The organism is Enterococcus infantis (genome assembly GCF_049166715.1).
GTDB lineage: Bacteria > Bacillota > Bacilli > Lactobacillales > Enterococcaceae > Enterococcus_C > Enterococcus_C leclercqii.
On the sequence record NZ_JBMHFB010000017.1, the window covers coordinates 1 to 24,776 of the forward strand.

The window sequence follows — 24,776 nt, forward strand, 5'->3', positions numbered from 1 at the left end:
TGCCCAAACAGCTATTTTTAGGCAAAAGAAAAAAGGTTGATAGACGAGCTGCTAAGCCTGTTCTATCAACCTTTTCTAATGTTATAGCCTGTACGGGATTCGAACCCGTGCCTCCACGCTGAGAACGTGGCGTCTTAACCCCTTGACTAACAGGTCATGTCCGCCGATTTCCTCGGTCAACATAGTTATCATAGCACTTTTATTTAAAATGTAAAAAGAAACGACTTGCAGGAATCCACCTTCCCTTCCCTAAATCTTTCTTGTTGCTGCGGTCATGGTTGCTTTACTCTTGGAACCTTACAAAACTGTTCGCAAGCTGTCAGCTAAAGCATGCCGTCTTTTGCAAAAGAACTGCTACACTAAGAAAAAATGTAGAGAAAGCAGGGAAAGTCATGAATACGATTGGTCTTATCAGCTTAGTAATAGGCATCGTTTTTACTCTTAGCGGAATTTGGGTAGCCGCACCGGCAGCCGGCGACTTGCGAAAAGGGACCTTCCGCCACGAACTTTTTGACTTAGGCATTTTACTGATTGCGGTTGCCGTTGCCATTGCCGGCGCTTCATTGTTGGGAATTTAAGTTTTTTACCAAATAAGATCTGTCAATTGTGGATAAGGAATAAAGGGCTGCAAGTCGTCGCCAGGCTGCTGCAGCTCTTTTTGCATCCACAAAACGTCATACCAACGGGAAAACTTATAGCCAATCTTTGGAAAGCAGCCTACTGTTTGGTACCCGAATTTTTCATGAAAAGCCACGCTGGTCTGGTTGCCTTCTGTAATACACGCTGTCAAATTTATCAGTCCCTGCTTTTGCAGAATCTGTTCCAATTTTTGGTACAGCAGTGTTCCGACACCTTTCGCAGCACGGTCTTGCTTCAAATAAATCGTCACTTCACAGCTCCAGTCATACGCCGTCCGTCCCTTGTAGACTCCCGCATAGGCATAACCGATAATTTGGCCTTCTTGCAGCGCCGCAAGATATGGATAGCGGGACAACGTGGTGACAATACGTTTTCTAAATTCTGGGACTGTTGGCACCTCGTACTCGAAAGTAATTGGTGTCTCCAAAACATACGGTTGATAAATGGCTAAAAGCTCTGCCGCATCTTCCGGCTGAACTTCACGGATTTCGATCATGTCCCATCATTCCTTTCTGTGATTTCTATCATCTTGGCACAATTTACAATATTTGTAAACGAAAATTCGATGGCTCAAGGACGTCCACTATCTAAAAAGATACGAAAAAAAGCTGAACAACAGTTGCTTTCTTCATCTAACGTTCGCCTAAAGGAAAATCGTTGGGAGATGCAATCTGTGATTCAGCTTTTTTGTATCTTGCAGTTAGCGGTTCTTACGTATAGAACGCTGTTTTTCAGCAGTCGCTTTTTGTGCCTGCTGCAATTCTTGTGCGGCTATTTGGAAAAGAGCCCCACTATTTTCTAGTGGCTGTTGTTTGTTGTAAAGATGGGCTTCGTAATCCTCAGTCAAAGCAATAAATTTCGTTGTCTGCTGTGGGTAGGTCTCTGTCAATCGGCGGCCATATTCTTTGAGGTCTTCTGAAGGTTGCCGAGAAAGCAGTTTCTCCCATTCCTTCAATAAATACAAGTACCCAGTTGAAAAAGGCTGCTTGCTGCACTTACTGATTACAAAAAGTACAAACTTTAGACGCCGATGCCAAACAAGGAAAATCAAGGCGACAGCTGCTAACCCGCCGGCAATTAGCAGCACGGTCTTGTACCCCCAAGAACTGTTGCTGTTTTCTTTTGAGTCGGCCTTTTCACCTGCAGAAGTCGCTAGCTGTTGCTGGCTTTCAGTGGTCGTAGCACTTGTGCTCTCTGCTGTCTCTGACGTTTGACTGCTTTGGGCCGTAAGAGAGCTGTCTGTTGTCATTTGGGTTGTCTGCGTACCTTCCTCAGCCAAAGCGGCCCCCGGTCGATCTGGGTTTATAAATGAAGGGGTCGGTTCAAAAGGAACCCAGCCATAGCCTGCAAAATAGACTTCTGGCCAAGAATGAGCGTTGAGGTTTTTGATTTCATAGACCTTTTGTTCTTCAAAACTCGGACGGGCTTCTCCTTGACTGAAGCCTTTTGCCCAGCGAGCAGGAATGCCCAGTGTTCGCAGCATCACCACCATCGCCGAAGAAAAATTGTCACAGTAACCCACCCGTGTCTCAAACAAAAACTGGTCGACGTAATCTTGATCCGGCAGAGGGGCTACTGCATCCACTTTGGAATAACGAAAGTCTTTTGAGGTGCTCAAATACGTTTCTACCGCAGTGACTTTTTCGTAGAGCGTTCGTTGCTCTCTGGTGACTTGCTCAGCCAACGACTGAATTCGCTTCGGTAACTCTTCCGGCAATTGCAGATAGTCGCTTTCGGTTGGAGGCAGCTCCAGCAAAACACCACGTAAAGAATCGACGCTGTAATCCGGCTCCTGCGTATCTAAATAGACCTGCTGCTTTTCTGCCTCTTCTAAAATCAAATCCACTCGCTGATTGAGCTGGGCGTATTCAAACCCGAGAAATCCGGAAACCAATCCAATTGTAGTGTTCCCGTAAGGCAATGGCAGATAGGTATTTCGGGTCATAAATTCCAAATTGATTCGTTGTTGCTGGGGATATTTCAACAATGGCGCATCAGAGGCTTGCACTGTAAAACGATTTTCCAAAAGGACACTGCTTTCTTCCGGCTGCTGTCGCTGCCACCCTTTGCCAGTGTAGTTATCTTTACTGTCTACTCGCCAATAATGCGGCCGCAGCTGTTGAGCGGTGAAAAGCAGCGTATCATCATCCACCATAGCTCCTCCCAGCGCTTCGTCATCTTCGCTGAACCCGGTGCGGGTGTTGCTACCGACACCGATGCTCTCAATATAATTGTAAAGCCCGACATCGTTAAAATAGTTGCGAACAGCCACCGTCTGTTTGGCAAGTGGGTCTCGCAAAAAAGTATCCGGCAGATATTGGGCAATTCCAGCCATCAAAAAGAGCAATAAAACAGCAACCAGAATATAGCTGCCTTCATGGGATAGTCCCCGGCGGCGATTTTGCTTCAATCCGTAAGAAAACAAGCCGCAAGCAGCCACAAGAAAGATCTGTAGCAACGGCTCCAAGTGATTGAAAACAACGAGAATCAATAAATAAGCCAGCATCGTCAGGTAGCTAAATAGAAAGTGCTCATACTCGATCATCAGTACACTCAGGAGTACCAAGGCTGCCATAATCAGACTAAACGCTAACAATGACGGGGTTCGGCCGAAGCCTTCTGACTGGACCAGGTTTATCAATGGACGCAATTGCCGCCAAATCGCTGCGAGCCACTCCAGCTCCACCGATTGACCTAACGGAAAATAGCGATACACCCCAAATGCAAATAGCAATAAGACTGCCGGCAGACGTAACCAGCCCTTGGGCAATAGCGCCAATGACAAACAGACAGCGCCTGTTACCAAGACGGCAGTGCTTTTATCCTCAAAATGATAAACGGTCAAAAATTGTTGCAAAACCGCTGTTAAGCCAATAAACGCCGCAAGAGCAAAAGGACCTTTTCTTTGGAGTCGCTGAATCATGAAAACTGACCCCCTTTGTCTGGTACTTCTGCAAAAGTTTCCACCAAGACTGGCGTCATTTGGGAAAGATCATAGACCGCTACTTGATTGTTGCGTTGCCAACTCCGCACCTGCTCTTTCAACTCAGGATCTTGCGTCGTAGTAAAGATTAGCAGTTGTCTATTTTTAAAGGCTGGCAGTGCCGGTATTTTTTCAAAACCAGCTGCCAAGGCAAACTGTCGATCGTCTTGCAGCGGTGCGATCCCTGTTTTTGTTACCAAGCATTGCTCCGTCTGGCCTTTAAATACTTTTTGCAACGTGTAATAGCGGCTCAAGCCTTGTTCAAATGTGCTAGTACGCTTTCCCCAGAATAACAAAAGCGTCGGCGTCTCCTCGTGTTCTTCATACTCGCGAATGATCAACTCCCGCTGACGAGCACTTTGTTTCCAGTCCATCTGCTTCAAGGGATCGCCACGACGATACTCTCGAAAATTTCTGATGTTCGCCGAACGCTCACCAAAGCTTGCCCGTTGTCGCGCTTGGCTGATTTCGAGAGCCCATTGTTCAGCAGTTGAATCCCTTGCAGGTAAAACGATGATTTCTGGTGAAAGAGAGAACTGCCGCTGTTTGGTGAACAAGCCAAACCAGTCGACTGCTTCTGCGGTTACCCTGGTTTTCTGAAAAATTCCCCGCTTGGCTGCAGTCAATTCGAACACCGTCTGCCAAGGCTGCCCGTGATAAAAACTGGCAAAAGTCTTTTTGGTGGAATAATCCGGCAGTTGCAGACTCAGCCCCGGCGCCCAATACACACTCCGACTTTTGACTGTAACGACTAGGGAAAAAGATTGCCCCACTGTCGTCCAGACCGGTGAATCTGCAATAAAAAACAGCCTATTCAATGGAAAAATGAGCGTCACGAGATTCACCAAAACAAAAATCAGATAAAAAAGCAGCAACAGCCAACCGGAAGTATCGTTAAAAATGATTGCATAAGCAGCTGCCAACCCCAATCCAATCAACACCAACAGAATTTTTAAACCCTGCTTGAAATGTCTCATTTTCTCTTCTTGACGGGAACAGCTACCTGCTGGATTATCCCCCTCAAGACCTCCGCTGTCTGAGCCTGTGAAACACTGCCGCCTTGAAGGATCAAACGGTGACTGAACACTGCCGGCAAAATTTTTTGCAGATCCTCTGGCGTGACGTAATCTCTGCCTTGAATCATAGCATAGGCTCGTGCTCCTTTCATAAAGGCGATCCCTCCCCGAGGACTGACCCCTAAACGCACACCGGGAAACACTCGGCTAGCCCGTACCAAATCCAGCGCATAGCGAGTCACCAGCTCATCGGTATAAACGTCATCCACGGCTTGTTTCAGTTGAGACAGCTCCGTCGTGGTTAAGACTGGCTGCACGTCTGCTAACGCGCGTTCCTGTTGACCATTCATCAACTGCAGCTCATCTTCCAACACAGGATACCCAATCGCCAAACGAAATAAGAAACGATCCAGCTGTGCTTCCGGTAGTGCAAAGGTGCCTTCATATTCAATCGGGTTTTGTGTAGCCAAAACGAAAAAGTTTTGATCGAGAGCATAGGTGTGATTGTCAATCGTGACATGACCTTCAGACATGGCTTCCAGTAAAGCCGCTTGGGTTCTCGGTGCCGTCCGATTGATTTCGTCTGCCAAGAGGATCGTCGTAAAGATTGGTCCTGGGCGAAACTCAAATTGACCACTCTGCTCGTTGTAGATTGACACACCAGAGATATCGCTGGGCTGCAAATCCGGCGTAAACTGCACGCGGGAAAATTGCCCTTGGATGGCTTTTGCCAAAGTTTTAACCAATACGGTCTTACCGACACCGGGAATATCCTCAAACAAGACATGTCCACCAGCCAGCATCGCAGTTAAGGTCATCTGGATGACTTCCCGCTTACCGATGACCACCTTTTCAATCTCATTTGTCAAGCGCTGCAATTGTTGAAACTGTTCTTCTCTCATGCCATTTCCTCACTTTCACAGACAACTTCTTTTCCCTATTGTATCGGGAATCTTTCCGACGGGCAAACGCAAAAGTCCCTTGTCGTATAAAATACCTCTTCCCAGAAAAAGACAGCCACTCCAGGTCATTCAAGCTTAAAATTCGATACAATCTACAATAGTCGGATTCCTTTGCTAGACAAACGTCAGTGCCTCAACTCACTTGTGCAAGCAAGTGAAAGGTGAGTTTTCTCTTGACTAATCGTAGGAACGGGAATGTGACATAAGTAATTTCCAAGTGCTAAACAGCGGATGTTTAACCACAATTCATAAAAAGTATACGGATGAAGAAAACTTTGACTATCTTGATGTCTTAGTCCGAAAAGAGAACATTACCCTACGTGTCAAGAGAAGTGAATAACGCTGACCTTGCTTGATGAAATCAAGGGAAGCCTGTGTTTGAAATTTTTAGCAATGAAAAGCCGACGATCTTCCAATGATTTTAATGGAAGATCGTCGGCTTTTGGGGTCTCACGTTTGGCATTGTTTCCTTCACAGGACGGTGACTCAACTACAGTCAGCCTCTTCCTTGTGGCTTACGTTTACTATTTCCTTTACAGGAGGATGATAAGACGATGGTCACCGTCTCTTGACGACAGTTAATAGATTAATTCTAACAGATCTGCTTTTTCAATATTACCAAAATATTTTTTCACGTCAATTTCATCAATAACAGCTTTTAGCGCTTCTTTATCATATCTTGTGCCCACCAATGCCGCTTCAACATCTTTGACTTCTCCTAGTCCGAAAAAGTCCCCATAGATCTTGGCATCAGTAATTTTACCTTGCTGCACATTCAACCGGATTTCGATGGAACCGATTGGGAACCGATGTTGCTTTTCGATATCGAATTCTGGTGATTTGCCGTAGTTCCAATCCCAATTACGGTAGAAGTCTTCAGAAATACGATTGATTTTTTCCCAGTCGGCAGCTGTCAGTTCATAGGTTTTCACGTCAGCAATAGTGTCCGTACCAAAGATTTTCAACAAGATATCCTGGCGAAATTCTTTGGTAGTCATGTTTTGTTTGTCTTGCGGCAAAAACGGTTTGATATTCGTTACCCGAGAACGGATGGATTTGATGCCTTTTGATTCAATCTTATCTTTTTTGACCTTCAATGCATTAACAACTTCATTGATATCTGAGTCAAACATGATTGTTCCGTGAGCAAACATCCGACCATTGGTAGCGTACATCGCATTGCCAGAAAACTTCATGTCATCGATTACTAAGTCGTTGCGGCCCTTGAGTTGTGCCCCTTCGACACCCATTTCATGAAGTGCTGCCACGATCGGTTTCGTGAGCTTTTCAAAATCTCTAAATGAGTTGCCGTCGTCGGGCATGATGAAACTGAAATTCAAATTTCCCAAATCATGATAAACTGCCCCGCCGCCTGAAAGACGTCGCACAACATGGATGCCGTGTTCTTCCACGTAATCTTTGTTAATCTCTTCAATCGTATTTTGATTACGTCCAATAATAATGGAAGGTTCGTTAATGTAAAACAGTAAAATCGGTTCTTCCAAAGGCATTTCATGGACTAAAAAATGCTCAATAGCCAGGTTTACCCGAGGGTCGTTATTTTCATTCGGTACAAAAATCATTCAGATCGTCTCCTCATTCGATTTTTGACGACAACTTGCCGGTCGATTCGGCTAGTTTGTCGAATCTTTTTTACGCCAAAGAGCTGAACATCTCAGATTTCAAAGACCCCTTTGACTTCGGCTAAGTCCACAGGAATTTCTTCTCCCGCAGCCTGAATCGCCTCGTTGCGCAGTTGGTTCAAATCGCCAAACTGGGGCAGATGGGTCAAAACCAGACGTTTCACTTGCGCTTTTTTGGCAAACTCACCGGCTTCTTTACTAGTGAAATGGGCTTTGTGGTGTTCATTACCGGCAAACAGATAAGTATCCGCCAAAAACAGATCGGCCTCCGCGGCAAAATCCGAGAATTCTGCCAGGTAACCGGAGTCACCGGTGAATACAAATATTTTACCTGTACTATTTTCTACAAAGCGCATGGCATAGCAAACAACCGGATGTATCGTCTTCATAAATGTAACAGAAAACGGACCCAATTCCAACTGTTCCGTCTCGAAATAGGGCCGGCCTTCTGTAACATTTGGCAAGGTCAATTCTTCAAAGTGAACCGTGTCCAAAGTATGACCATAAATCGGTAATACTTTCTTTGGCTCTCGGTTTGGATGTAGTTGCCAATAATACTGCAAGACACCGAGATCTGCGATATGGTCGTGATGGTAATGGCTGATGATCGCCGCATCTAGCGCCAACGGATCCAAAATTTCTTCCAATCTGACCAAAGTCGTGCTGCCACAGTCCAATAACAAATTGAAATCTCCCGACTGTAGCAGGTATCCTGTGGTTCCCTGTCCTTTATAAGGATATGCTCCAAGACATCCCAAGACTGTCAATTTCATCTAATCGCACCTTTCTGTATTCGAATTTTCAGTGATTGGCTCCCATCCACTTTATCATTGAAGCCTGCTATTCGTCCAACCACAGCAGTTACAAAAAAAAGACCGGGCACAGTGGCCCGGTCAATCGTTACATTCAGATTAAAACTAGTAGCTACGCAATTCTTCGACTGTTTGATCATCCAAGCGACGGACAACTTCTGTCACCAATTTTACCGTGTTCAAGTAGTCATCTTCATGGATTACAGAGGTGTGGGAATGCAGATAACGAACTGGTACTGTAATCGCGACTGAAGGGACACCGTCGCGAGTCAAATGCATCTGACCTGCGTCTGTCCCGCCACCGGCAATCACTGTGTATTGGAAGGGAATTTCCAATTCTTCTGCGACATTGATTACAAAATTCAACAGTTTTTTATGAGGAACCATTGAGGCATCAAAGATCAAAATTTGTGGCCCGTCCCCTAATACGGAATCTGCTTCTTTTGGACTCATACCTGGCGTATCCCCAGCAGTTCCGGTATCTAATGCAATAGCGATATCTGGATTTACCAAATGAGTACTGGTACGAGCGCCTCGCAAACCTACCTCTTCCATCACATCACTTGCAGCAAACAGGCAGTTCGGGTGCCCTTCATTAGCCAAATTTTCCAATACTCGCAAAGAAACAGCCGTGCCGACACGATTATCCCAAGCTTTTGCCAGCAAGAATTTACTGTCATTCATACGTTGATATTGGATGTAAGGCGTAATCATATCTCCAGGTCGAATGCCCCAGCCTTTTGCTTCTTCAGCAGAGGAAGCGCCGATATCAATGAACATATCTTTGATGTCGTAAGGTTTGTTGCGGACTTCAGGCGTCAAGACATGCGGTGGTTTTGAACCGATGACACCATGAATCAATTTTCCGGCTTGTGTTTTGATTTCCACTTGTTGAGCCAGCATCACCTGGCCCCACCAGCCTCCGAGAGTCTGGAACTCGATAAACCCTTTTTCAGTGATTTTTGTGACCATAAAGCCAACTTCATCCATATGACCGGAGATAAAAATCTTCGGACCGCCGCCTTCTCCCACATGTTTGGCAATCACACTGCCCAGGCCGTCGAAGAAAATATCTTCGGCAAAAGGTTTGGCATAGGCTTTGAAGATTTCTCGCACTTCTTCTTCATTGCCGGGAACTCCTCTGGCACTGGTCAGATCGATCAAGAGTTGTTCGTCTTTTTGTTCAAGCATTGTTTATCTGCTCCTTTAAAAATATACTGAATGATTGCTGTTGGAAAAAGCAAAAATAGACAGGGTTACCGTTTTTGAGCAACTTTACCAACATTAGCCGATAAAATCGCCAAAGGTCTGTGTCAATCTTTTTTCATCCCTTCAATGCTCCGGCTTTAAAACCAAGAGCGACAATCCTTCGATCCTTTGATCAAAAGCTATTATAACATGCACAAGATCGTTTTCGAAAAAAACCGTTTTGTTATTTTTTATCTTCTTTCATCACAAAAACACCCCCGCTTTTACTGTTGCTGTGAGCTCACACATTTAGCTGCTTAAAAGCAGGTTATACAGCGCACTTCTTTGTGGCTAATTCAATCGTGTTACGGCAGTTGTAGCGTGTTTGCTATCTTCAAAAGCGCCGGAAAGACTCGTTTTTTCCTCGTTGCAAAACCAGATACTTTTTTCGTTGGGAATGTGACCTGAGTAATTTTCAAGTGCTAAAAAGCGGATGTTTAACCACAATTATTAAAAAGTATATGAACGAGAAAAAATCGTGACGATCTTGATGTCTTAGTCCGAAGAAAGAACATGACCATACGTATAAAGAGAAAAAGTGAATTAGGCTGACTGCTCTTGATGAAATCAAGGGCAGTCAGCTTTTAAAATTTTTAGCAATGAAAAGCCGATTATCTTCCAATGATTTTAATGGAAGATAATCGGCTTTGGGGCCTCACGTTTGGTATTGTTCGCGTCAAAAGACGGTTCAAAGGACGGTGCCTCAACGATTGTCACGGCCCCGACGACTGTTACGTGTCAGCGACAAAAAGAGTTGTATTTAACCAGTGGCTTATCATTTCTCAGCAGTAAGTTGTTCTGGAGAAAGTTGCTGCCATTCTTTTGAATAGAAATAATCTTGCAGGTGATACGTGGTTTTCTTTGTCTTCCCGTCTGCCAAAAACGGTGCGATGGCTTGGTCAGCCGCTAGCCAACCTCGCCAACCCAAATGGATCGTATCTTCCATAAAATAAGGTTCAGCCGCACGGTCAGTAAAGTCAGCGATGTTATGAAACCCTTGCTCATTCAATTGAAACTTAATCTTTTGCGCAAATTCCTGCAGCATCTTTTGCGACAATCCTGTGAAATCTGACCATTTTTCGTTGACCGGCGGGATGATGAACAACGCATCGGCGTTTACATCTGCCAACTGATTCAACACCAGTTGAAAATCCGAAAACTCTGCCGAATAACGATAATCCAGTTGACGTTGAGAATCATTTAGTTTTTCCAGTTGGTGTTTCAAGCGTTTGTCATAAAACTGGTCTGAAATCCCAAAAGAATTATTTTTCGTCATTGACGCCCCAATTCGACTAGCCAATGCATCTAAAGTGACAGGGTCATAATTTTTGGGCAGTTGGGCAACCGCTTTGTTGATACTCTGTTGTTTGGAGGTCAAGCCGACTTCACTGAAAAGCTCATCTTCTCTGTTTAGCAAATTGATATGCAACTGTGCCAGCTCTTTTTGCTGTGAAGAAGGCGGCGTGCCCTCTGCAACCAAGTGCAGCATGCTTTCCAAACCCGTATCGTGGGTTACTTTGTCATAAGCTAGCAGGCGTTTTGCCAAATAACGGTCCTCCCCCGTCACCTGCTGAATCTCAGAAGCCCAGATATAAGTCTGCAACTCAGAAAAATACGCATCAAAGTAGGCTCTGGTCACGCCACCTTTGACAAACCACTGAGGAGAAATAACAAAGACGATCTTTTTATTTGCCAGATCACTTCCCAAAGACTGCATCATCATATACTGAGTCAAAGATTGCGTCCCCGGGGCTCCTAGCAGAAAAGGCGTATAGTTTCTTTGATATTTTTGCGCGAGAACAGAAGGGTGAAATGGACTGATTCGGCTCAATTCAGAAGATCCAAAAAACGGTACATATTTTCCTGAACGGATGGCGTTGTTTTTGATGGAATTGCCCCGCAAGACATTACCAGACATGGAGCTGGCGGCTTTGGCCCACAAAGAAGGATTGTCGGCATCGATCTTGAAGGGGGAAAAGAACAATGCCGCAAGCAGCAAGCCAGCCAACACCAAGGGCCCGAAAATCGACAATAACTTTTTTTTCATAACTAAGCCTGCAATTTCTTGACTTGTTCAATAATTTTATTTGGTGTGTCCCACAGTGTCCGATCAAATTCAGAGACGGGCACTTGTACGCCTAATTGGCCGTCAATCTCGACTAACAGCTGCACTGTTGCCATCGAATCCATCAACCCTTCGTCAAACAGATTCACATCAGGATTTTCCCGAACCTCGTCAGTCCCTGTAATTTCTTCTAAAATGTCAAAAATTGTCTCTTCCATGATGATTGCTCCTTTTTTATTTGATTGCACCAATTGCTAACAGTGTTTCCAATAATATTTCAACAATGATGGCGGCTTTTTTCTGATAGTTGCCAGATTAGCGGCCGAAAAACAGCTTGTCTAAAAAGCCGGAAAAAATCAAGAAACTAAAACACACGGCTTGAAAAGTCAGAAATACCGACAACCAATGAGTTATGCGATTTGACGGCAAACCTTTGTGTTTTTTCTTGAAACGCAGCCAAGCATCTGTCAGACAGATCAACAGAGCGTGATAAAACCCATACAACAGATAATACCAAGTCAGTCCGTGCCAGACACCCATAATCATAAACAAGGCAAAGTAACCGACATTTGAGGCCACGACCCGACTTTTAAAGGTTTTCTTTTTGATTAGTGTGAACATCAAGCGCATGTAGATATAATCCCGAAACCAAAAGGACAAGGTCATGTGCCAACGATTCCAAAATTCTTTGATGTTCCAAGATAAAAATGGTTTGTTGAAGTTTGGCGGTGTTTCATAGCCCATCAGATTACTGGTTCCGACAGCGAATAAACTGTAACCGGCAAAGTCGAAGAACAAGTACATACTGTAAACATACATATAGCCCACTAGCGCCCAGGATAAACCGCCGTGGCTCAAGGCATCCCGAGAAACCACCGGTAGCATTACAGAACCAAAGTAGTAGCCAATGATGAATTTGTACAAAAAGCCCAGAAAAATATTGTGGATGCCTTTTTCCAACAGCTCAACGTATTTTTCCCGGGCAGGTGCTGCCAATAAGTCTTTTTCAAAGCGCCGATAACGATCAATCGGGCCTGAAGAGATCGTGGGGAAAAACAGCAGGAACTGGATGTAGCGAAACGGATGGTACTCTTTAATCATGCCGTCTCTAATTTCCATGATCATCTGTACGGACTTAAATGTCAGGTAACTGATTCCCAAAAAGCCCAGAATCGATGCGACACCACCTGAAAAAAAGGGCGTAATTTTCGTAATGGCCAATGGCAAGATGGCGAGAAAAACAGCCAGATAAAAAACCTTGCTGTTGTTTTTTTCCTGTCGATACCTGAAATAGCCCCATACCAAGAGTGTCTGGAAGAAGACATAGATAATCAGTGCAACTCCCTGATGCCAGTCTTTGCCGCCAAAACTCATGTACAAGAAGAACAATGTCAACAGCACTTGATAGCCGTTTAAGCGTCTGCCCTTCCACAACAAAGCGACGATCATAGGCAATAGCGCAACAGCCAGGATTACAAAATAAGTGGGATCAGCATAAGGAATCATATGAGGAAATAACATCAGCTGTTCACCTCTTGAATCAGTCCTTTGCGATCAATCTTACCGTTGGCCGTTCGGGGCAGCTGATCCACATAAACAAAGCGCTGTGGAATCATGTAGGGCATCACTCGTGTGGCCAGTTCTTCTTTGATTGCTTTGGTCAAACGGAATTCTTTGTCAAAAGGATCTTGATCTTTGACAATAAATGCCACCAGCTGTTGCACCTTATGCTCTTTATACTTAGGAACTACCGTGGCTTGACGAACATAAGAGACTTCTGTCAGGTGGTGATCAATGTCCTCCAGCTCGATACGAAACCCGTGGAGCTTCACTTGAAAGTCCATTCTACCTTCATACAATAGCAATCCGTCTTCTGCTAAACGTCCGGCATCACCGGTTCGGTAAGCAGGCTGTCCCTCAAAGACAAAGAAGGCTGCTGCCGTTTTTTCAGGATTATTCATGTAGCCCTTTGAGACACTGGGCCCTGCAATCACAATCTCACCGACTTCTCCTTGAGGCAACGCTTGCTCTTTTTCCATGATTACCACGCGGGTGTCTGTTTTAACATACCCGATAGGAATCCGGTCAGAGGCTGTCAAAATTTCCGGCGTTACCTGAACACCTGAAATAGCTACCGTCGTCTCTGTGGGTCCATAGGTATTGAAAATCTGACTGTTAGGAAAACGGTCCAACAACGTCTTGGCCGTCTGCTTGGTCAACTCTTCGCCACAGAATAAAAAGACCTTCAGCGTTGGAACTGTCTTTTCATTAAAGGTCTGTTCCATCAGGCAAATATCCATGAATGAAGGCGTGGAGACCCAGACATCCAACTGCATTTCCGGCAGCCGGACAAAGAGTTCTTTGAAATCTTCGATAACCGCTTTTTTCATCGGTACCAATGTTCCGCCAGAGCACAACGCCGGATACAAATCCATCACGGACAAATCAAAGGAAAACGGTGCCTGACACATAAAGCGCATGCCGCTTTCGATAGGGAAATCCTGCAGCTCCCAATTTACAAAGGACAACAGATTTTCATGACTGATTTGCACTCCCTTAGGCACCCCTGTAGTCCCCGAGGTAAAGATGATGTAACAAGTCTCATCCGGTTGTAAAGGTGTCAACTGTGCAACCGCAGCCTCTGAGACTGCTTTTGAAAAGATTGCCTGCAACTGTTCTGCTGCCAACACAGGCACTGACGTTTCGATATCCGGCCAAGCTTCGACGGCGACAATCAGGGCCGGTTGGGCTACTTCAAGAATCAACTGGATGCGTTCTTTGGGGGTGTCAGCTTCGATGGGGATATAGCCATGACCAGAGCGGATGGCTGCCAAAAAGACCGCTGGCATGTCAAATTCTAAATCACCGTATACCATAATCGGCGCACCTTGCACCAGTTGCTCATCGAAATGAACCGCCAATCTTTCTGAGAAATCCCCCAGCTGACGATACGTATAAGACAGGGTGCCATCTTGGTAACAGAAGGCTTCTGGTGTTTGCTTGCGCCAGCTGTCGATGGCTTCAATAATACTTGTAATTGGCATCTAATCACCTGCTTTCTAAAACTCGTTATAGATAAAATTACCACCTTGGATGTTGCGATAATGGTACAGATAAATCAATATGAGGACCACCGCAAAATAAAACAACGTCTTGCCGATAAAAGACAGCCAATACAGTGTCTTGGGCTTGTTCAACCATTGCCTCATGTCATTTCCTCCTCGCATTTTTTCAGCAAGCCTTTTTTTGGTCTCACTGCAACTTCTCGAACATCAGTAACTCTGCTGTGTTCATTGTTGAGACCGATTAAACATCACTTGAAGTGCTTATAGATCACAGTCTTTAGGGAAGGTTCGAAAAAACAGACCACTTTCTAATTCTTCTAGTCCATTCTAGAGGCTCTCCAAAAAAATGAACAGTGATTGCCCCTATCAACAAGCGCTTTCTCCCTAACACTTTCGTCACATTCCGAAAAGCCCGGATTATTTCCTGAGTTTTCCTTAAATTTATTTTTATAGCCAGCATTTGAAATTTACAGCAAGCAAAAGCCGACGATCCTCCAATGATTTTAATGGAAGATCGTCGGCTTTTGCTTGCCTCTCACATTTGGCATGATTCGGTTCGTAGGACGGTGACTCAACGATTGTCCCCACTCCATCCCTTAGCAGAATTATTGGCTTTCAACAGAACGAATATAAAAATGAGCCGTAATCAGATAGGCAATCACATACAATAACGCCATAACCAAACAGAAAAGGTAGGCCAGCCAATAAGCGTCACTGTGGATGAATTGTGCCCACAGGTGAATCGCAAAGCATGAATGTCCCGTAATCAGCAACACCGGCGGTAAAAAGACCCAAGACAGCTGGCGATAGATCAGACTGCGAATGGAGCCACGGGATATACCTAATTTTTTCAACAGTTGGAAGTTCTCACGCTCGTTACTCATTTGAGAAAACTGCCGCAACATCATGATACCGGCAGTGGTTACCGAGACAGTCACACCGATAAAAATAGCAACATAGACAAAAATCCCGGATTCTCGTCGAAACCGCCGCAGTTCTTTATAACGGCTAGTAAAATTCAGCCGATTGTAACTAAAAGAAGTGGTGTCTGCAGTTGAATCTTCTATTTTCTCCTTAGTGAATTCAGCTGACAAATGTCCTGTAGTATACTGATAGTTGTAGCGAATCTCGTCCCCCCATTCGGTGGTCATGCGATCTCCCAACTTTTGTGACCAGCTACGGTCTGATGGCATTTTGGCATCAATCATTGCCACCGGATAAATGATACCATTCGCCTTTTCATAGACAGACTGTTTCACTACCAACACACCAGCACCATAGCGCATATTCGAATCCCCCAGATAATCCGGATAGATCTTATTGACTTGTACCGCTTGTCCATTAGGAAGTATGAACTTGCGGTCAACGGTTGTTAAATTACGAAAAATATTATACTCATAGTCAAATAAGACAGCTTCTTGCCCAGTGTTCAAATGAATCTCCGGCAACTCTTTGTGTTGCTTTGAAAAAGCGGCATATTCTTCTTCTGTTAAAAGATCGTAGAGTTGTTCTTGTTGACTCTCATCATTATGGAGAAAGCGGCGAGTCATATGGGCCACCGTTACCTTGAAATGCAGTTGGGTCTCCTCGGTGACTTCACCGCCTACTGCTTTGATCTCTTGTTCCAGTTTTTTGTTCTCCTCTCCTCTGATCTGAAAATCAGTAGGGTTGCTATTGAACAAAATCTGGGAGCGAATGCTAATGACTGAAATTGCCCCAGCGATCACTGTAATCGCCGCAGCCGTCGCTAACGTTGCAAAAGCCAACGAGCGCCAATTGTTCAGCATCTGAAAGCGCCCGCTACCATACGCATAAAAACGCAGGTACTGATACGACCGTCGTCGCAATCGCCGCAGACATTCAAACAATGCCTTCAATGTAAAACGGTAAAACAGGTAGGTGCCAATAATACACAGCACCAACACCAAAAAGGGCAACCAGAAGACAATGCCGTAGCTTCCCGTAGCCGAGATGTAATGAATCATATACTCACGGCTGAAAAATGACAGCCAGTAGCCTCCTACCAAAAAAAACAGGCCCATTCCACCAAAGATTCCGGTCCAAAGGGTTGCCGGCATTTTGCGAATTGTGTTCTGAGATTTGGCTTCAAACAGATTGATTAGCTGATGGCGATAAATTAACCAAGCGTTTTGCCCGGCAATCACCAGCGAGATCCAAAAAAAGACGATCATCGTCGCATAAATTGACCGCAACGAGATGAAAAAATGACTAGCCAGCTCTAAATCCATCGCTTTAATCAAAATCATGGAGAAAAATTTTGAAAAAATAATTCCCATCACAATTCCAGAAACAAAAGCCAGCGTATTCATTATGAAGTTCTCAATCACAAACTGCATGATAATGCGGCTCTTGCGCAAACCAAAAAGCTGATACAAGCCGACTTCCCGGTAACGCTTAACGACAAAAAAACGATTGGCACTCAGCATAAATCCTGCGAGTATCAGCAGCATAAACAGATTGCCCAAGCTCAATACATAGGATATCTGGATGTCCGGTTGGGCACGTTGCACCAGCGGTTGGTCATTGGTCATCGCCCCAAAGGAATAATAGATCATTACTGCGAGCATCATACAGATAAAATAGATACTATAATCCCGATACTGGCGCAAAAAACTGCGCCAAGAGATCTTAGTAAGCATGACGCTTACCCCCTCCGCCAATCGTCGCTTGCATATCGATCACCCGATTGAAAAATTCTTTGCGACTGCCTCGTTTGACGATTTCGGAGAAAAACACCCCATCTTTGATGAATAAAATACGGTTGCAATAACTGGCGGTATAAGGATCGTGAGTCACCATTAAAATGGTGACATCCTCTTCCTGATTGACAGTGGCCAAATAATGCAGCAATTCGGTAGCTGATTTTGAATCCAGCGCCCCGGTAGGCTCATCGGCAAAAATGACTTTTGGTCGAACCACGATTGCTCGCGCCGCTGCCACTCGTTGCCGCTGCCCCACTGACAATTCTGCCGGATAGCGTTCCAACAAGTGGCTGATTCCTAACAGTTCCGCTGCGTGGGCAAGGCGCGTATCAATCTCTTTCACCGGCAGCTTGTCAATAGCCATGGGTAAGATGATGTTGTCTCTGGCAGTCAGTGTGTCCAATAAATTGAACTCCTGGAAAATAAATCCCAGATCTTGCCGTCGAAAATCACTCAACTGATTTTCCCCCATTTTGGTCACATCTTTACCGGCAACTTCCACTGTTCCAAATGTCGGCAACGCGATAGAGGCCAGTATATTCATCAACGTAGTTTTCCCGGCACCACTGGGACCCATGATGCCCACGAATTCTCCTTCGTCTACACTAAAAGATAAATTGTCCAAAACTTTGGTCTCATTGAAGCGATTGCCATAGGTTTTGCTAAGGTGTTTGACATCGATGATTTTTTTCATAACTGCTCCTTTCCGCCACCGAACCTCTGGCGATCTTTGCTTCATACTATCAAGAATTCAGAAAATCGACAACTTTACCGGCAGTTGCACTCCACAAAGTGACGGTTTTCTTCTATATAGTACAGTCTAGAAGTTTCCTACAAGAAGTGACAGATTAGGCCACTGATTGTTTGTTCTGGGGTAAATTTTTCCAACTGGATTTTTTTGCTAAACAAAAAACAGTTTTTTTCTTACATGATTTTTTTATAAAAAGCCGAGGGGGTTGAAACCTTGTCCCCTTGTGCTTTCATTCTTTTTTCAAGAAGCCCAAACACAATATCTAGTGTTTTCCAACGCCTTACAGTTAAATTTAGTACTATATATAGGTTGCCTGTTTGTACTTTTTTCGCTATGATAGGACGTGAAGAAAAACAAGAAGCCTGATTTTACAGCCGCAACTTGTTGATCAGAAGAGGAGTGTATGCCCTATGATGGAAATAAAACGCGAGAACGTCGCTGCTTTTGGTTCTCATCCCCGTCTTCGTGAAATGAAGATTATTAAGCGTGACGGTCGTCTGGTCGATTTTGATGACCAGAAGATCTATGATGCCCTGGTGAAAGCCAAACGTGAAGCTGTCAATTATCAAGCCCTGTCCCCCCTGGATCACGATCGGATTTTAGAGATCGTCGAGCGGGTAGATTCTGAGATTGCCGAACGTTTTACAGAAAATGTCAAAATTTATGAGATTCAAAACGTGGTGGAGCATATTCTGTTAGAAAAAAATGAATATGAGTTGGCTGAATCTTATATCAATTACCGCACCCGTCGCGATTTTTCCAGAAGCAAAGCCACTGACATCAACTTCACCATCGGTAAACTCATCAATAAAGACCGGACTGTCGTCAATGAAAATGCCAACAAAGATTCTGATGTTTTCAATACACAGCGGGATTTAACTGCCGGTATTGTCGGCAAGTCGATTGGGTTGAAAATGTTGCCGCCTCATGTAGCAAATGCTCATCAAAAAGGTGACATCCACTACCACGATCTCGATTATCATCCTTACACACCAATGACCAACTGCTGTCTGATTGACTTCAAAGGGATGTTGAACAACGGCTTCAAAATTGGCAATGCAGAAGTGGAATCACCAAAATCAATTCAGACGGCCACTGCACAAATCTCACAAATTATCGCTAACGTTGCTTCCAGCCAATACGGTGGTTGCTCGGCTGACCGTACTGATGAGCTGTTAGCACCTTTTGCTGAATTGAACTATCAAAAGCACCTGAACGATGCCGATCGTTGGATTGAATCACCGCAAAAACGGCAAGAATACGCCAAAGAAAAGACTCGCAAAGACATTTACGATGCCATGCAGAGTTTGGAATATGAAATTAATACCCTCTTTACCTCTAACGGTCAGACGCCATTTACGTCACTGGGTTTTGGTCTGGGGACCACTTGGTTTGAACGGGAAATCCAACGGGCGATCTTACAGATTCGTATCAACGGTCTGGGGAGCGAACGTCGTACAGCGATTTTTCCGAAACTAATCTTTTCCATTAAAAAAGGCGTCAATTATGCCCCAACTGATCCCAACTACGACATCAAACAGTTGGCTTTAGAATGTGCCACTAAACGGATGTATCCGGATATTTTGAATTATGACAAGCTGGTAGAACTCACAGGCAGCTTTAAAGTGCCGATGGGTTGCCGCTCCTTCTTACAAGGCTGGAAAGACGAACAGGGTCAAGAAGTCAATGTCGGCCGGATGAATTTGGGAGTCGTGACCTTGAATTTACCTCGTATCGCTATGGAAGCTGCCGGAGATTTGGATAAATTCTGGCAGATTTTGGAAGAACGCTTGGAAATTGTCAAAGATGCAATGGTCTATCGAGTTGAGCGTTGTAAAGAAGCAACACCGGCAAACGCGCCAATTTTGTACATGTACGGTGCCTTTGGTAAACGACTAAACCGTGGGGACAATGTCAATGAACTCTTTAAAAACAAACGTGCGACAGTCTCATTAGGCTACATCGGTTTGTACGAAGTTGCCTCTGCATTTTACGGTGGTGATTGGGAGCAGGACGCGACAGCTAAAGACTTCACCTTGTCGATTATCAAAGAACTGAAAGCTCATGCGGATGCTTGGGGCAACGAATATGGCTATCACTTCAGCGTCTACTGCACCCCTTCTGAAAGCTTGACGGATCGTTTCTGTCGTTTGGATACCGAAAAATTCGGTAAAGTTGAAAATATCACCGACAAAGATTACTACACCAACAGTTTCCATTATGATGTCCGCAAAAATCCGACACCATTTGAAAAACTGGACTTTGAAAAAGATTATCCGAAATACTGTTCCGGTGGTTTTATCCATTATTGTGAATACCCAATGCTGCAGCAAAATCCGAAAGCTTTGGAAGCTGTCTGGGATTACTCTTACGATAAGGTGGGCTACTTGGGTACCAACACACCAATTGATCACTGCTACGAATGCGGGTTTGAAGGGGATTTCACACCGACTGAAAAAGGGTTCGAATGCCCTCAATGTCACAACCATGATCCAAAAACTTGTGACGTTGTAAAACGGACTTGCGGCTATCTTGGCAATCCGCAAGCTCGTCCAATGGTCCACGGCCGTCACAAAGAAATTTCTTCTCGCGTCAAACACATGAAGTAATCACCACTGACAATTGCCAAAACACAGGAGTCATTCTCTAACTTTGGCAGAAACGACTATCCGAGGAACACGTTGACGACAGCCCTCTGAATTTTAGAAAAGGCAGCTGTTCGACTTGTTTCTCGGTTATTCTTATTCCTACTGTTTCATAGAGTTTTACAGATTCCCTATAGAAAGAAGTCTTGTCATGCGCAATCCCAAACCACAAGAATGGCTGTCAGAAAACTACAGCCAACACCATATCGCCGATTACAAACCCTTTAACTTTGTTGATGGAGAAGGCGTTCGAAACAGTCTGTACGTCTCCGGTTGTCTTTTTGCCTGTGAGGGCTGCTTCAATAAAGCCGTCCAGAATTTCCGCTACGGCACGCCTTTTACCCCGGAACTTGAAGAAACAATTCTCACCGATCTGGCTCATGACTACGTACAAGGACTGACGCTTTTAGGCGGCGAACCTTTTTTGAATACAGCCGTCTGTCTGCAAGTCGTTCGTCGAGTCAAGGAAACATTCGGTGATACAAAAGATATTTGGAGTTGGAGCGGCTATACTTTTGAAGAGTTGCTTCTGGAGACTCCTGACAAATTAGAATTGCTTCATAGCATTGATATCTTAGTGGACGGCCGCTTTGAACTGAGCAAACGCAACTTGAATTTGCAGTTTCGCGGCAGCAGCAATCAGCGGATCATTGATGTGCCCCGCTCATTAGCTGCCGGTCGAGCCATTATTTGGGATAAATGCAAAGACGCCGCCGAAAGCTACGAACAGATTCGCAAAAAAGATCTCATCTAACTCCCTCGGCAATAAAAAAACTGAAACTTCACTCTAAAGTGGCGCTATGAAAGTTTCCTTAAACTGGCAAACAAGCCTCCTATGAACTACTTACGAGGCAAACACTACCAAACGCGAGCCACAACGAAAAGCCAAGTCATTTCCATTGAAAAACAGTGGAAGCGACTTGGCTTTTTGCTTTTTATTGTTAACTATTTTAAGGGCAGACTAAAAAGCAGTTCTCACTTAAATCGACTCGCCCCTGCAATTTCTTTTATTTGAAAGTTACTTATAGCTCTGAATCCTTTTTGTCGTCGGCGCCTGCTTGAGACTTATCGGACGTAGCGTCATTTTGCCACAAAGGTAAGAGAATATTTTCGTAGGTTACCGGATCGAGATTGGTGACGGTAATGCCTAAAAGCCGGATACCATTTTCTACTCCCAGAATCTCTTCAAAGATCAAGCTGGCTTCTGAAAAAATCGCTTCTTTATCAGAAATGTAGCGATTGAGAGTATGTCGTTTCGTGATGGTGGTATAGTCAGCATACCGGACTTTTAAGACGATCGTTTGACCATGCTTGCTTTCTTTTTTCAACGCCAATGCGACTTGTTCTGCTAACTGCCGCAGCTGGCCCAAGACCTCATTTTCTGTTGACAGCGGATTGCCATAGGTATGTTCTTTCCCAACAGATTTCCGATCGCGAGTGACATTGACGGGAGAATCGTGGATACCTCGGACCTTTCGAAATAGGGAATAGCCCATTTTACCAAAAAGCCGAATCAGCTCCATTTCGCTGACCTCATACAAATCTGCCCCAGTAAAAATCCCTAATTCATGCATCTTTGGCACCGTTTTTTTGCCGATTCCGTGAAATTTTTCTACCGGTAAAACCCTCAGAAATTCCTCTGCCTCATCAGGGGCCACCAATGTCAGGCCCCGAGGTTTTTGATAATCCGAAGCCAGCTTGGCGAGAAACTTATTGTAGCTGACTCCCGCTGAACAAGTCAGGTGAACCTCATTCCAGATATCTCGTTGGATCATACGGGCGATTTTGACCGCAGATTGAATTTGCATTTTATTGACTGTCACGTCCAAATAAGCTTCATCGATCGAAACCGGCTCAATGATATCCGTGTAGCGGTGAAAAACCGCCCTCACCTGACGAGAGATTTCTCGATATTTCTCATGGTTTCCCGGAATAAAAACTGCTTGAGGACACAGCTCATATGCCTTTTGAGCACTCATCGCTGAATGAATGCCATATTGGCGAGCCAGATAATTGGCAGTGGTCACTACCCCCCGTCCGCCAGTATCGCTAGGATGACGGGCGATGACCAATGGATGCTTCGCCAGCTCCGGATTGTCCCGCTCCTCCACCGATGCAAAAAAAGCATCCATATCGATATGAATGATCTTACGAGACGTATCATTTTTTAAAGGAAACTGCAATCCGCTCATCTGGCACCTCCTGACATAAACCTGATTGTCGCTTTACCCTTCTTTTCTCTCCATTATAACCGAACGAACGTTCCTGTACAATCCACAAAGATAGCCTGATAATCGTCGTTTCCCCGCCTTTTAGAGTGAGCACTGTCAAAAACAAAGCACAAAAATAAGTCACTTCCGTTAAAAAAACAGAAGTGACTCGTCTTCTCCTTGTTAAAAATTTCAAACAACAACTAACCCTGACTTTATCTGACAAAGTCCACGCCGTTCCCTTCTCCATATAAGGATAGTCCCGCTCTTTTTTCAGAGATTGACACACTATTTGGCAAAAACGTTCTGTATAGAACAATAGGGAGTCCCGCGTTAAAAAGATTCAGGTATTTACTTTTATTCCAATCCCAGCGTTGTGTTATAAGCTTTTTCGTCATGGAGAACATTATCCAAACCAGCGACTTCTTCGGCCGTACTCACTCGAATCGGCATGACTCTTTTGATGACTGAAATAATCACCCAACTGGCGCCACCGGCAAAAGCTAAGGTAAATAAAATGCTGAGAATCTGGGCAATAAAGAGGGTTGTTTCACCGAAAAGCAAGCCGGTCTTGCCGCCAATTGACGGATCGGCAAAAATCCCCGTCATGATACCGCCAAAAATGCCGCCCAAGCCATGACATCCGAAAGCATCCAGCGCATCGTCCAAGCCCAGCTTATCTTTGACCAGCTGGATTCCAAAGAAACAAACTGGCGAAACCAACAAACCAAAGACCAACGCCGCACCGATAGAAACAAATCCTGCTCCCGGTGTAATGGCGACCAGTCCAACAATCGCACCGGTACAGGTACCGACGATAGAAGGCTTGCCTTTTACCGCCCACTCGATTCCCATCCAAGAAAGCATCCCTGCCGCCGCTGCTGTATTTGTAGTTAAAAGTGCGTGGATTGCTGTACCGTCAGCAGCTAGCGCCGAACCGGCATTGAAGCCAAACCAGCCTAACCATAAAAGCCCAGTCCCCAAAACAACAAAGGGGATATTGTGAGGAGCAAATGCTTCACCTTTTTGCCGGTGACGTTTTCCCAGCACTGCCGCCAATACTAAGCCTGAGATTCCGGAGCTGATATGCACCACATTTCCGCCAGCAAAGTCAATTGAACCGATTTCTTCCAAAAAACCGTGGCCCCAAACCATATGGGCAATTGGTGCATAAACCAACAGAATCCAAGCCGTTAAAAAGACTAAGATTGCAGAAAAACGCATCCTACCAGCTACCGCACCTGTCAAAATCGCTGCTGTAATCAAAACAAACATCATCTGAAAAGCCGCAAACAATCCCTCTGGTAAGCCGTTAACAGCCGTCGTTTCGACACCTTTGAAAAAGACTTTATCCAAGTTACCAACGAAGGAATTTTCTCCACTGAAAGCCAGACTATAGCCGGCTACTATCCACAAAATCGAAGCCAAACCCATGACGGCAATCACCATCATCATGGTATTTAAGATATTTTTTTGTCGTGCCAAGCCCCCATAGAAAAAAGCCAGCGCCGGCGTCATAATAAACACCAATCCCGTACAAACGATGATAAATCCAATATTTCCTGTGTCCATAAAATCTCCTCCTCAATTTCCTTAATCTGCCCTTTGTAACAGTGACTTGGTGCACACAAGTCAGCAAAAGATGGTGTCCAGTCATCTTTTGAATTACTATGTGAGAAATCATAACACTGGTTTTCGGCGGTTTCCAGTGATTTTCGCAAATTAATGAAATTTTCTGAATTTTTATCGCTTTTTATGTGAGATTTTATTACATGCAGTCACCGTTCACCTCAGATTTACTAAATTCACAGCTAACCGGCTAGAATTGAGTCTCAAACAGTCTCCCTTTAAAGGCCTGTCAAATCAAAAAAGCAATGCTGTCCCAATTGTAGCGCGCCCCCTAAGTTAGACCAACAATCTAATTTAGGGGGGCTTTTTCTATGGCAAAGTATGACGATGCTTTCAAGAGAAAAGTAGTTGAATCATTTCAACACGGTGAGTATGGGTACGTTGA

The 24,776-nt window shown here is 44.6% G+C and carries 19 protein-coding genes and 1 tRNA gene; 3 read left to right on the top strand and 17 right to left on the bottom strand.

Going from position 1 to position 24,776, the window contains the following annotated elements:
- Positions 1-84 precede the first annotated feature (84 nt).
- Positions 85-156, bottom strand: a tRNA-Glu gene (locus ACOMA8_RS14180).
- 236 nt (positions 157-392) lie between these two features.
- Here ACOMA8_RS14180 and ACOMA8_RS14185 point away from each other — a divergent pair.
- Entirely contained in the window at positions 393-578 is a 186-nt protein-coding gene (locus tag ACOMA8_RS14185; protein WP_161899391.1) for a hypothetical protein, read from the top strand.
- Between the two features lie 5 nt (positions 579-583).
- On the opposite strand, the gene ACOMA8_RS14190 is transcribed toward ACOMA8_RS14185, so the two are convergent.
- The 14 genes from ACOMA8_RS14190 to ACOMA8_RS14255 all read right to left on the bottom strand — a co-directional run bounded on the left by ACOMA8_RS14190 (position 584) and on the right by ACOMA8_RS14255 (position 17,850).
- Positions 584-1,132, bottom strand: a complete 549-nt coding sequence (locus ACOMA8_RS14190) for a GNAT family N-acetyltransferase (protein WP_420022087.1) — start codon at positions 1,130-1,132, stop codon at positions 584-586.
- 207 nt (positions 1,133-1,339) lie between these two features.
- The gene (locus tag ACOMA8_RS14195) at positions 1,340-3,562 is read right to left on the bottom strand and encodes a transglutaminase TgpA family protein (RefSeq protein ID WP_421371618.1); all 2,223 of its coding nucleotides are present in this window, start codon (positions 3,560-3,562) and stop codon (positions 1,340-1,342) included.
- Positions 3,559-4,599 carry a DUF58 domain-containing protein gene (locus ACOMA8_RS14200; protein WP_421371620.1) on the bottom strand — a complete coding sequence of 347 codons (1,041 nt, stop codon included), beginning with the start codon at positions 4,597-4,599 and terminating at the stop codon, positions 3,559-3,561. Before ACOMA8_RS14200 ends, ACOMA8_RS14195 begins: the two co-directional genes overlap by 4 nt.
- Positions 4,596-5,540, bottom strand: coding sequence for an AAA family ATPase (locus ACOMA8_RS14205; RefSeq protein WP_421371621.1), 945 nt, complete (start codon positions 5,538-5,540; stop codon positions 4,596-4,598). Before ACOMA8_RS14205 ends, ACOMA8_RS14200 begins: the two co-directional genes overlap by 4 nt.
- Positions 5,541-6,178: 638 nt before the next feature.
- A complete protein-coding gene (locus tag ACOMA8_RS14210; RefSeq protein WP_421371623.1) occupies positions 6,179-7,183 on the bottom strand; it encodes a lipoate--protein ligase in 1,005 nt (334 codons plus the stop codon).
- Positions 7,184-7,275: 92 nt separating this feature from the next.
- Positions 7,276-8,016 (bottom strand): MBL fold metallo-hydrolase, encoded by a 741-nt coding sequence (locus ACOMA8_RS14215; RefSeq protein ID WP_421371625.1) that lies wholly within the window; start codon positions 8,014-8,016, stop codon positions 7,276-7,278.
- A 144-nt stretch (positions 8,017-8,160) separates the two neighbouring features.
- Complete coding sequence (locus tag ACOMA8_RS14220; RefSeq protein WP_161899384.1) at positions 8,161-9,246, bottom strand: M42 family metallopeptidase; 1,086 nt, start codon at positions 9,244-9,246, stop codon at positions 8,161-8,163.
- Between the two features lie 832 nt (positions 9,247-10,078).
- Positions 10,079-11,350, bottom strand: a complete 1,272-nt coding sequence (gene dltD, locus ACOMA8_RS14225; protein WP_421371627.1) for a D-alanyl-lipoteichoic acid biosynthesis protein DltD — start codon at positions 11,348-11,350, stop codon at positions 10,079-10,081.
- A 2-nt stretch (positions 11,351-11,352) separates the two neighbouring features.
- Positions 11,353-11,586 (bottom strand): D-alanine--poly(phosphoribitol) ligase subunit DltC, encoded by a 234-nt coding sequence (dltC, locus tag ACOMA8_RS14230; protein ID WP_161899382.1) that lies wholly within the window; start codon positions 11,584-11,586, stop codon positions 11,353-11,355.
- Positions 11,587-11,683: 97 nt separating this feature from the next.
- Positions 11,684-12,889 (bottom strand): D-alanyl-lipoteichoic acid biosynthesis protein DltB, encoded by a 1,206-nt coding sequence (dltB, locus tag ACOMA8_RS14235; RefSeq protein ID WP_161899381.1) that lies wholly within the window; start codon positions 12,887-12,889, stop codon positions 11,684-11,686.
- Positions 12,889-14,412 (bottom strand): D-alanine--poly(phosphoribitol) ligase subunit DltA, encoded by a 1,524-nt coding sequence (gene dltA / locus ACOMA8_RS14240; RefSeq protein ID WP_421371630.1) that lies wholly within the window; start codon positions 14,410-14,412, stop codon positions 12,889-12,891. The genes dltB and dltA overlap by 1 nt, the downstream gene beginning before the upstream one ends.
- Before the next feature lie 15 nt (positions 14,413-14,427).
- On the bottom strand, positions 14,428-14,577 hold the full coding sequence (locus ACOMA8_RS14245; RefSeq protein ID WP_161899379.1) for a teichoic acid D-Ala incorporation-associated protein DltX: 150 nt from the start codon (positions 14,575-14,577) through the stop codon (positions 14,428-14,430).
- 461 nt (positions 14,578-15,038) lie between these two features.
- On the bottom strand, positions 15,039-17,093 hold the full coding sequence (locus tag ACOMA8_RS14250; RefSeq protein WP_421371632.1) for an FtsX-like permease family protein: 2,055 nt from the start codon (positions 17,091-17,093) through the stop codon (positions 15,039-15,041).
- A complete protein-coding gene (locus tag ACOMA8_RS14255) occupies positions 17,083-17,850 on the bottom strand; it encodes an ABC transporter ATP-binding protein (protein ID WP_161899377.1) in 768 nt (255 codons plus the stop codon). Before ACOMA8_RS14255 ends, ACOMA8_RS14250 begins: the two co-directional genes overlap by 11 nt.
- Positions 17,851-18,317: 467 nt before the next feature.
- Here ACOMA8_RS14255 and nrdD point away from each other — a divergent pair, with 467 nt between their 5' ends.
- Positions 18,318-20,516 (top strand): anaerobic ribonucleoside-triphosphate reductase, encoded by a 2,199-nt coding sequence (nrdD, locus tag ACOMA8_RS14260; RefSeq protein ID WP_421371634.1) that lies wholly within the window; start codon positions 18,318-18,320, stop codon positions 20,514-20,516.
- 187 nt (positions 20,517-20,703) lie between these two features.
- A complete protein-coding gene (gene nrdG / locus ACOMA8_RS14265) occupies positions 20,704-21,306 on the top strand; it encodes an anaerobic ribonucleoside-triphosphate reductase activating protein (protein WP_161899375.1) in 603 nt (200 codons plus the stop codon).
- Positions 21,307-21,574: 268 nt separating this feature from the next.
- Here the strand turns inward: nrdG and dinB are convergent, their stop codons facing one another.
- Complete coding sequence (gene dinB, locus ACOMA8_RS14270; RefSeq protein WP_421371636.1) at positions 21,575-22,744, bottom strand: DNA polymerase IV; 1,170 nt, start codon at positions 22,742-22,744, stop codon at positions 21,575-21,577.
- Positions 22,745-23,119: 375 nt separating this feature from the next.
- On the bottom strand, positions 23,120-24,334 hold the full coding sequence (locus ACOMA8_RS14275) for an ammonium transporter (protein ID WP_161899373.1): 1,215 nt from the start codon (positions 24,332-24,334) through the stop codon (positions 23,120-23,122).
- Positions 24,335-24,776 lie beyond the last annotated feature (442 nt).

Coding starts and splice junctions, on each gene's coding strand:
- nrdD (WP_421371634.1), top strand. CDS start 18,318: ATGATGGAAATAAAACGCGAGAACGTCGCTGCTTTTGGTTCTCATCCC.
- nrdG (WP_161899375.1), top strand. CDS start 20,704: ATGCGCAATCCCAAACCACAAGAATGGCTGTCAGAAAACTACAGCCAA.
- ACOMA8_RS14200 (WP_421371620.1), bottom strand. CDS start 4,599: ATGAGACATTTCAAGCAGGGTTTAAAAATTCTGTTGGTGTTGATTGGA.
- ACOMA8_RS14215 (WP_421371625.1), bottom strand. CDS start 8,016: ATGAAATTGACAGTCTTGGGATGTCTTGGAGCATATCCTTATAAAGGA.
- dinB (WP_421371636.1), bottom strand. CDS start 22,744: ATGAGCGGATTGCAGTTTCCTTTAAAAAATGATACGTCTCGTAAGATC.
- ACOMA8_RS14210 (WP_421371623.1), bottom strand. CDS start 7,183: ATGATTTTTGTACCGAATGAAAATAACGACCCTCGGGTAAACCTGGCT.
- ACOMA8_RS14195 (WP_421371618.1), bottom strand. CDS start 3,562: ATGATTCAGCGACTCCAAAGAAAAGGTCCTTTTGCTCTTGCGGCGTTT.
- dltB (WP_161899381.1), bottom strand. CDS start 12,889: ATGTTATTTCCTCATATGATTCCTTATGCTGATCCCACTTATTTTGTA.
- ACOMA8_RS14275 (WP_161899373.1), bottom strand. CDS start 24,334: ATGGACACAGGAAATATTGGATTTATCATCGTTTGTACGGGATTGGTG.
- dltD (WP_421371627.1), bottom strand. CDS start 11,350: ATGAAAAAAAAGTTATTGTCGATTTTCGGGCCCTTGGTGTTGGCTGGC.
- ACOMA8_RS14185 (WP_161899391.1), top strand. CDS start 393: ATGAATACGATTGGTCTTATCAGCTTAGTAATAGGCATCGTTTTTACT.
- ACOMA8_RS14220 (WP_161899384.1), bottom strand. CDS start 9,246: ATGCTTGAACAAAAAGACGAACAACTCTTGATCGATCTGACCAGTGCC.
- dltC (WP_161899382.1), bottom strand. CDS start 11,586: ATGGAAGAGACAATTTTTGACATTTTAGAAGAAATTACAGGGACTGAC.
- dltA (WP_421371630.1), bottom strand. CDS start 14,412: ATGCCAATTACAAGTATTATTGAAGCCATCGACAGCTGGCGCAAGCAA.
- ACOMA8_RS14255 (WP_161899377.1), bottom strand. CDS start 17,850: ATGAAAAAAATCATCGATGTCAAACACCTTAGCAAAACCTATGGCAAT.
- ACOMA8_RS14205 (WP_421371621.1), bottom strand. CDS start 5,540: ATGAGAGAAGAACAGTTTCAACAATTGCAGCGCTTGACAAATGAGATT.
- ACOMA8_RS14250 (WP_421371632.1), bottom strand. CDS start 17,093: ATGCTTACTAAGATCTCTTGGCGCAGTTTTTTGCGCCAGTATCGGGAT.
- ACOMA8_RS14245 (WP_161899379.1), bottom strand. CDS start 14,577: ATGAGGCAATGGTTGAACAAGCCCAAGACACTGTATTGGCTGTCTTTT.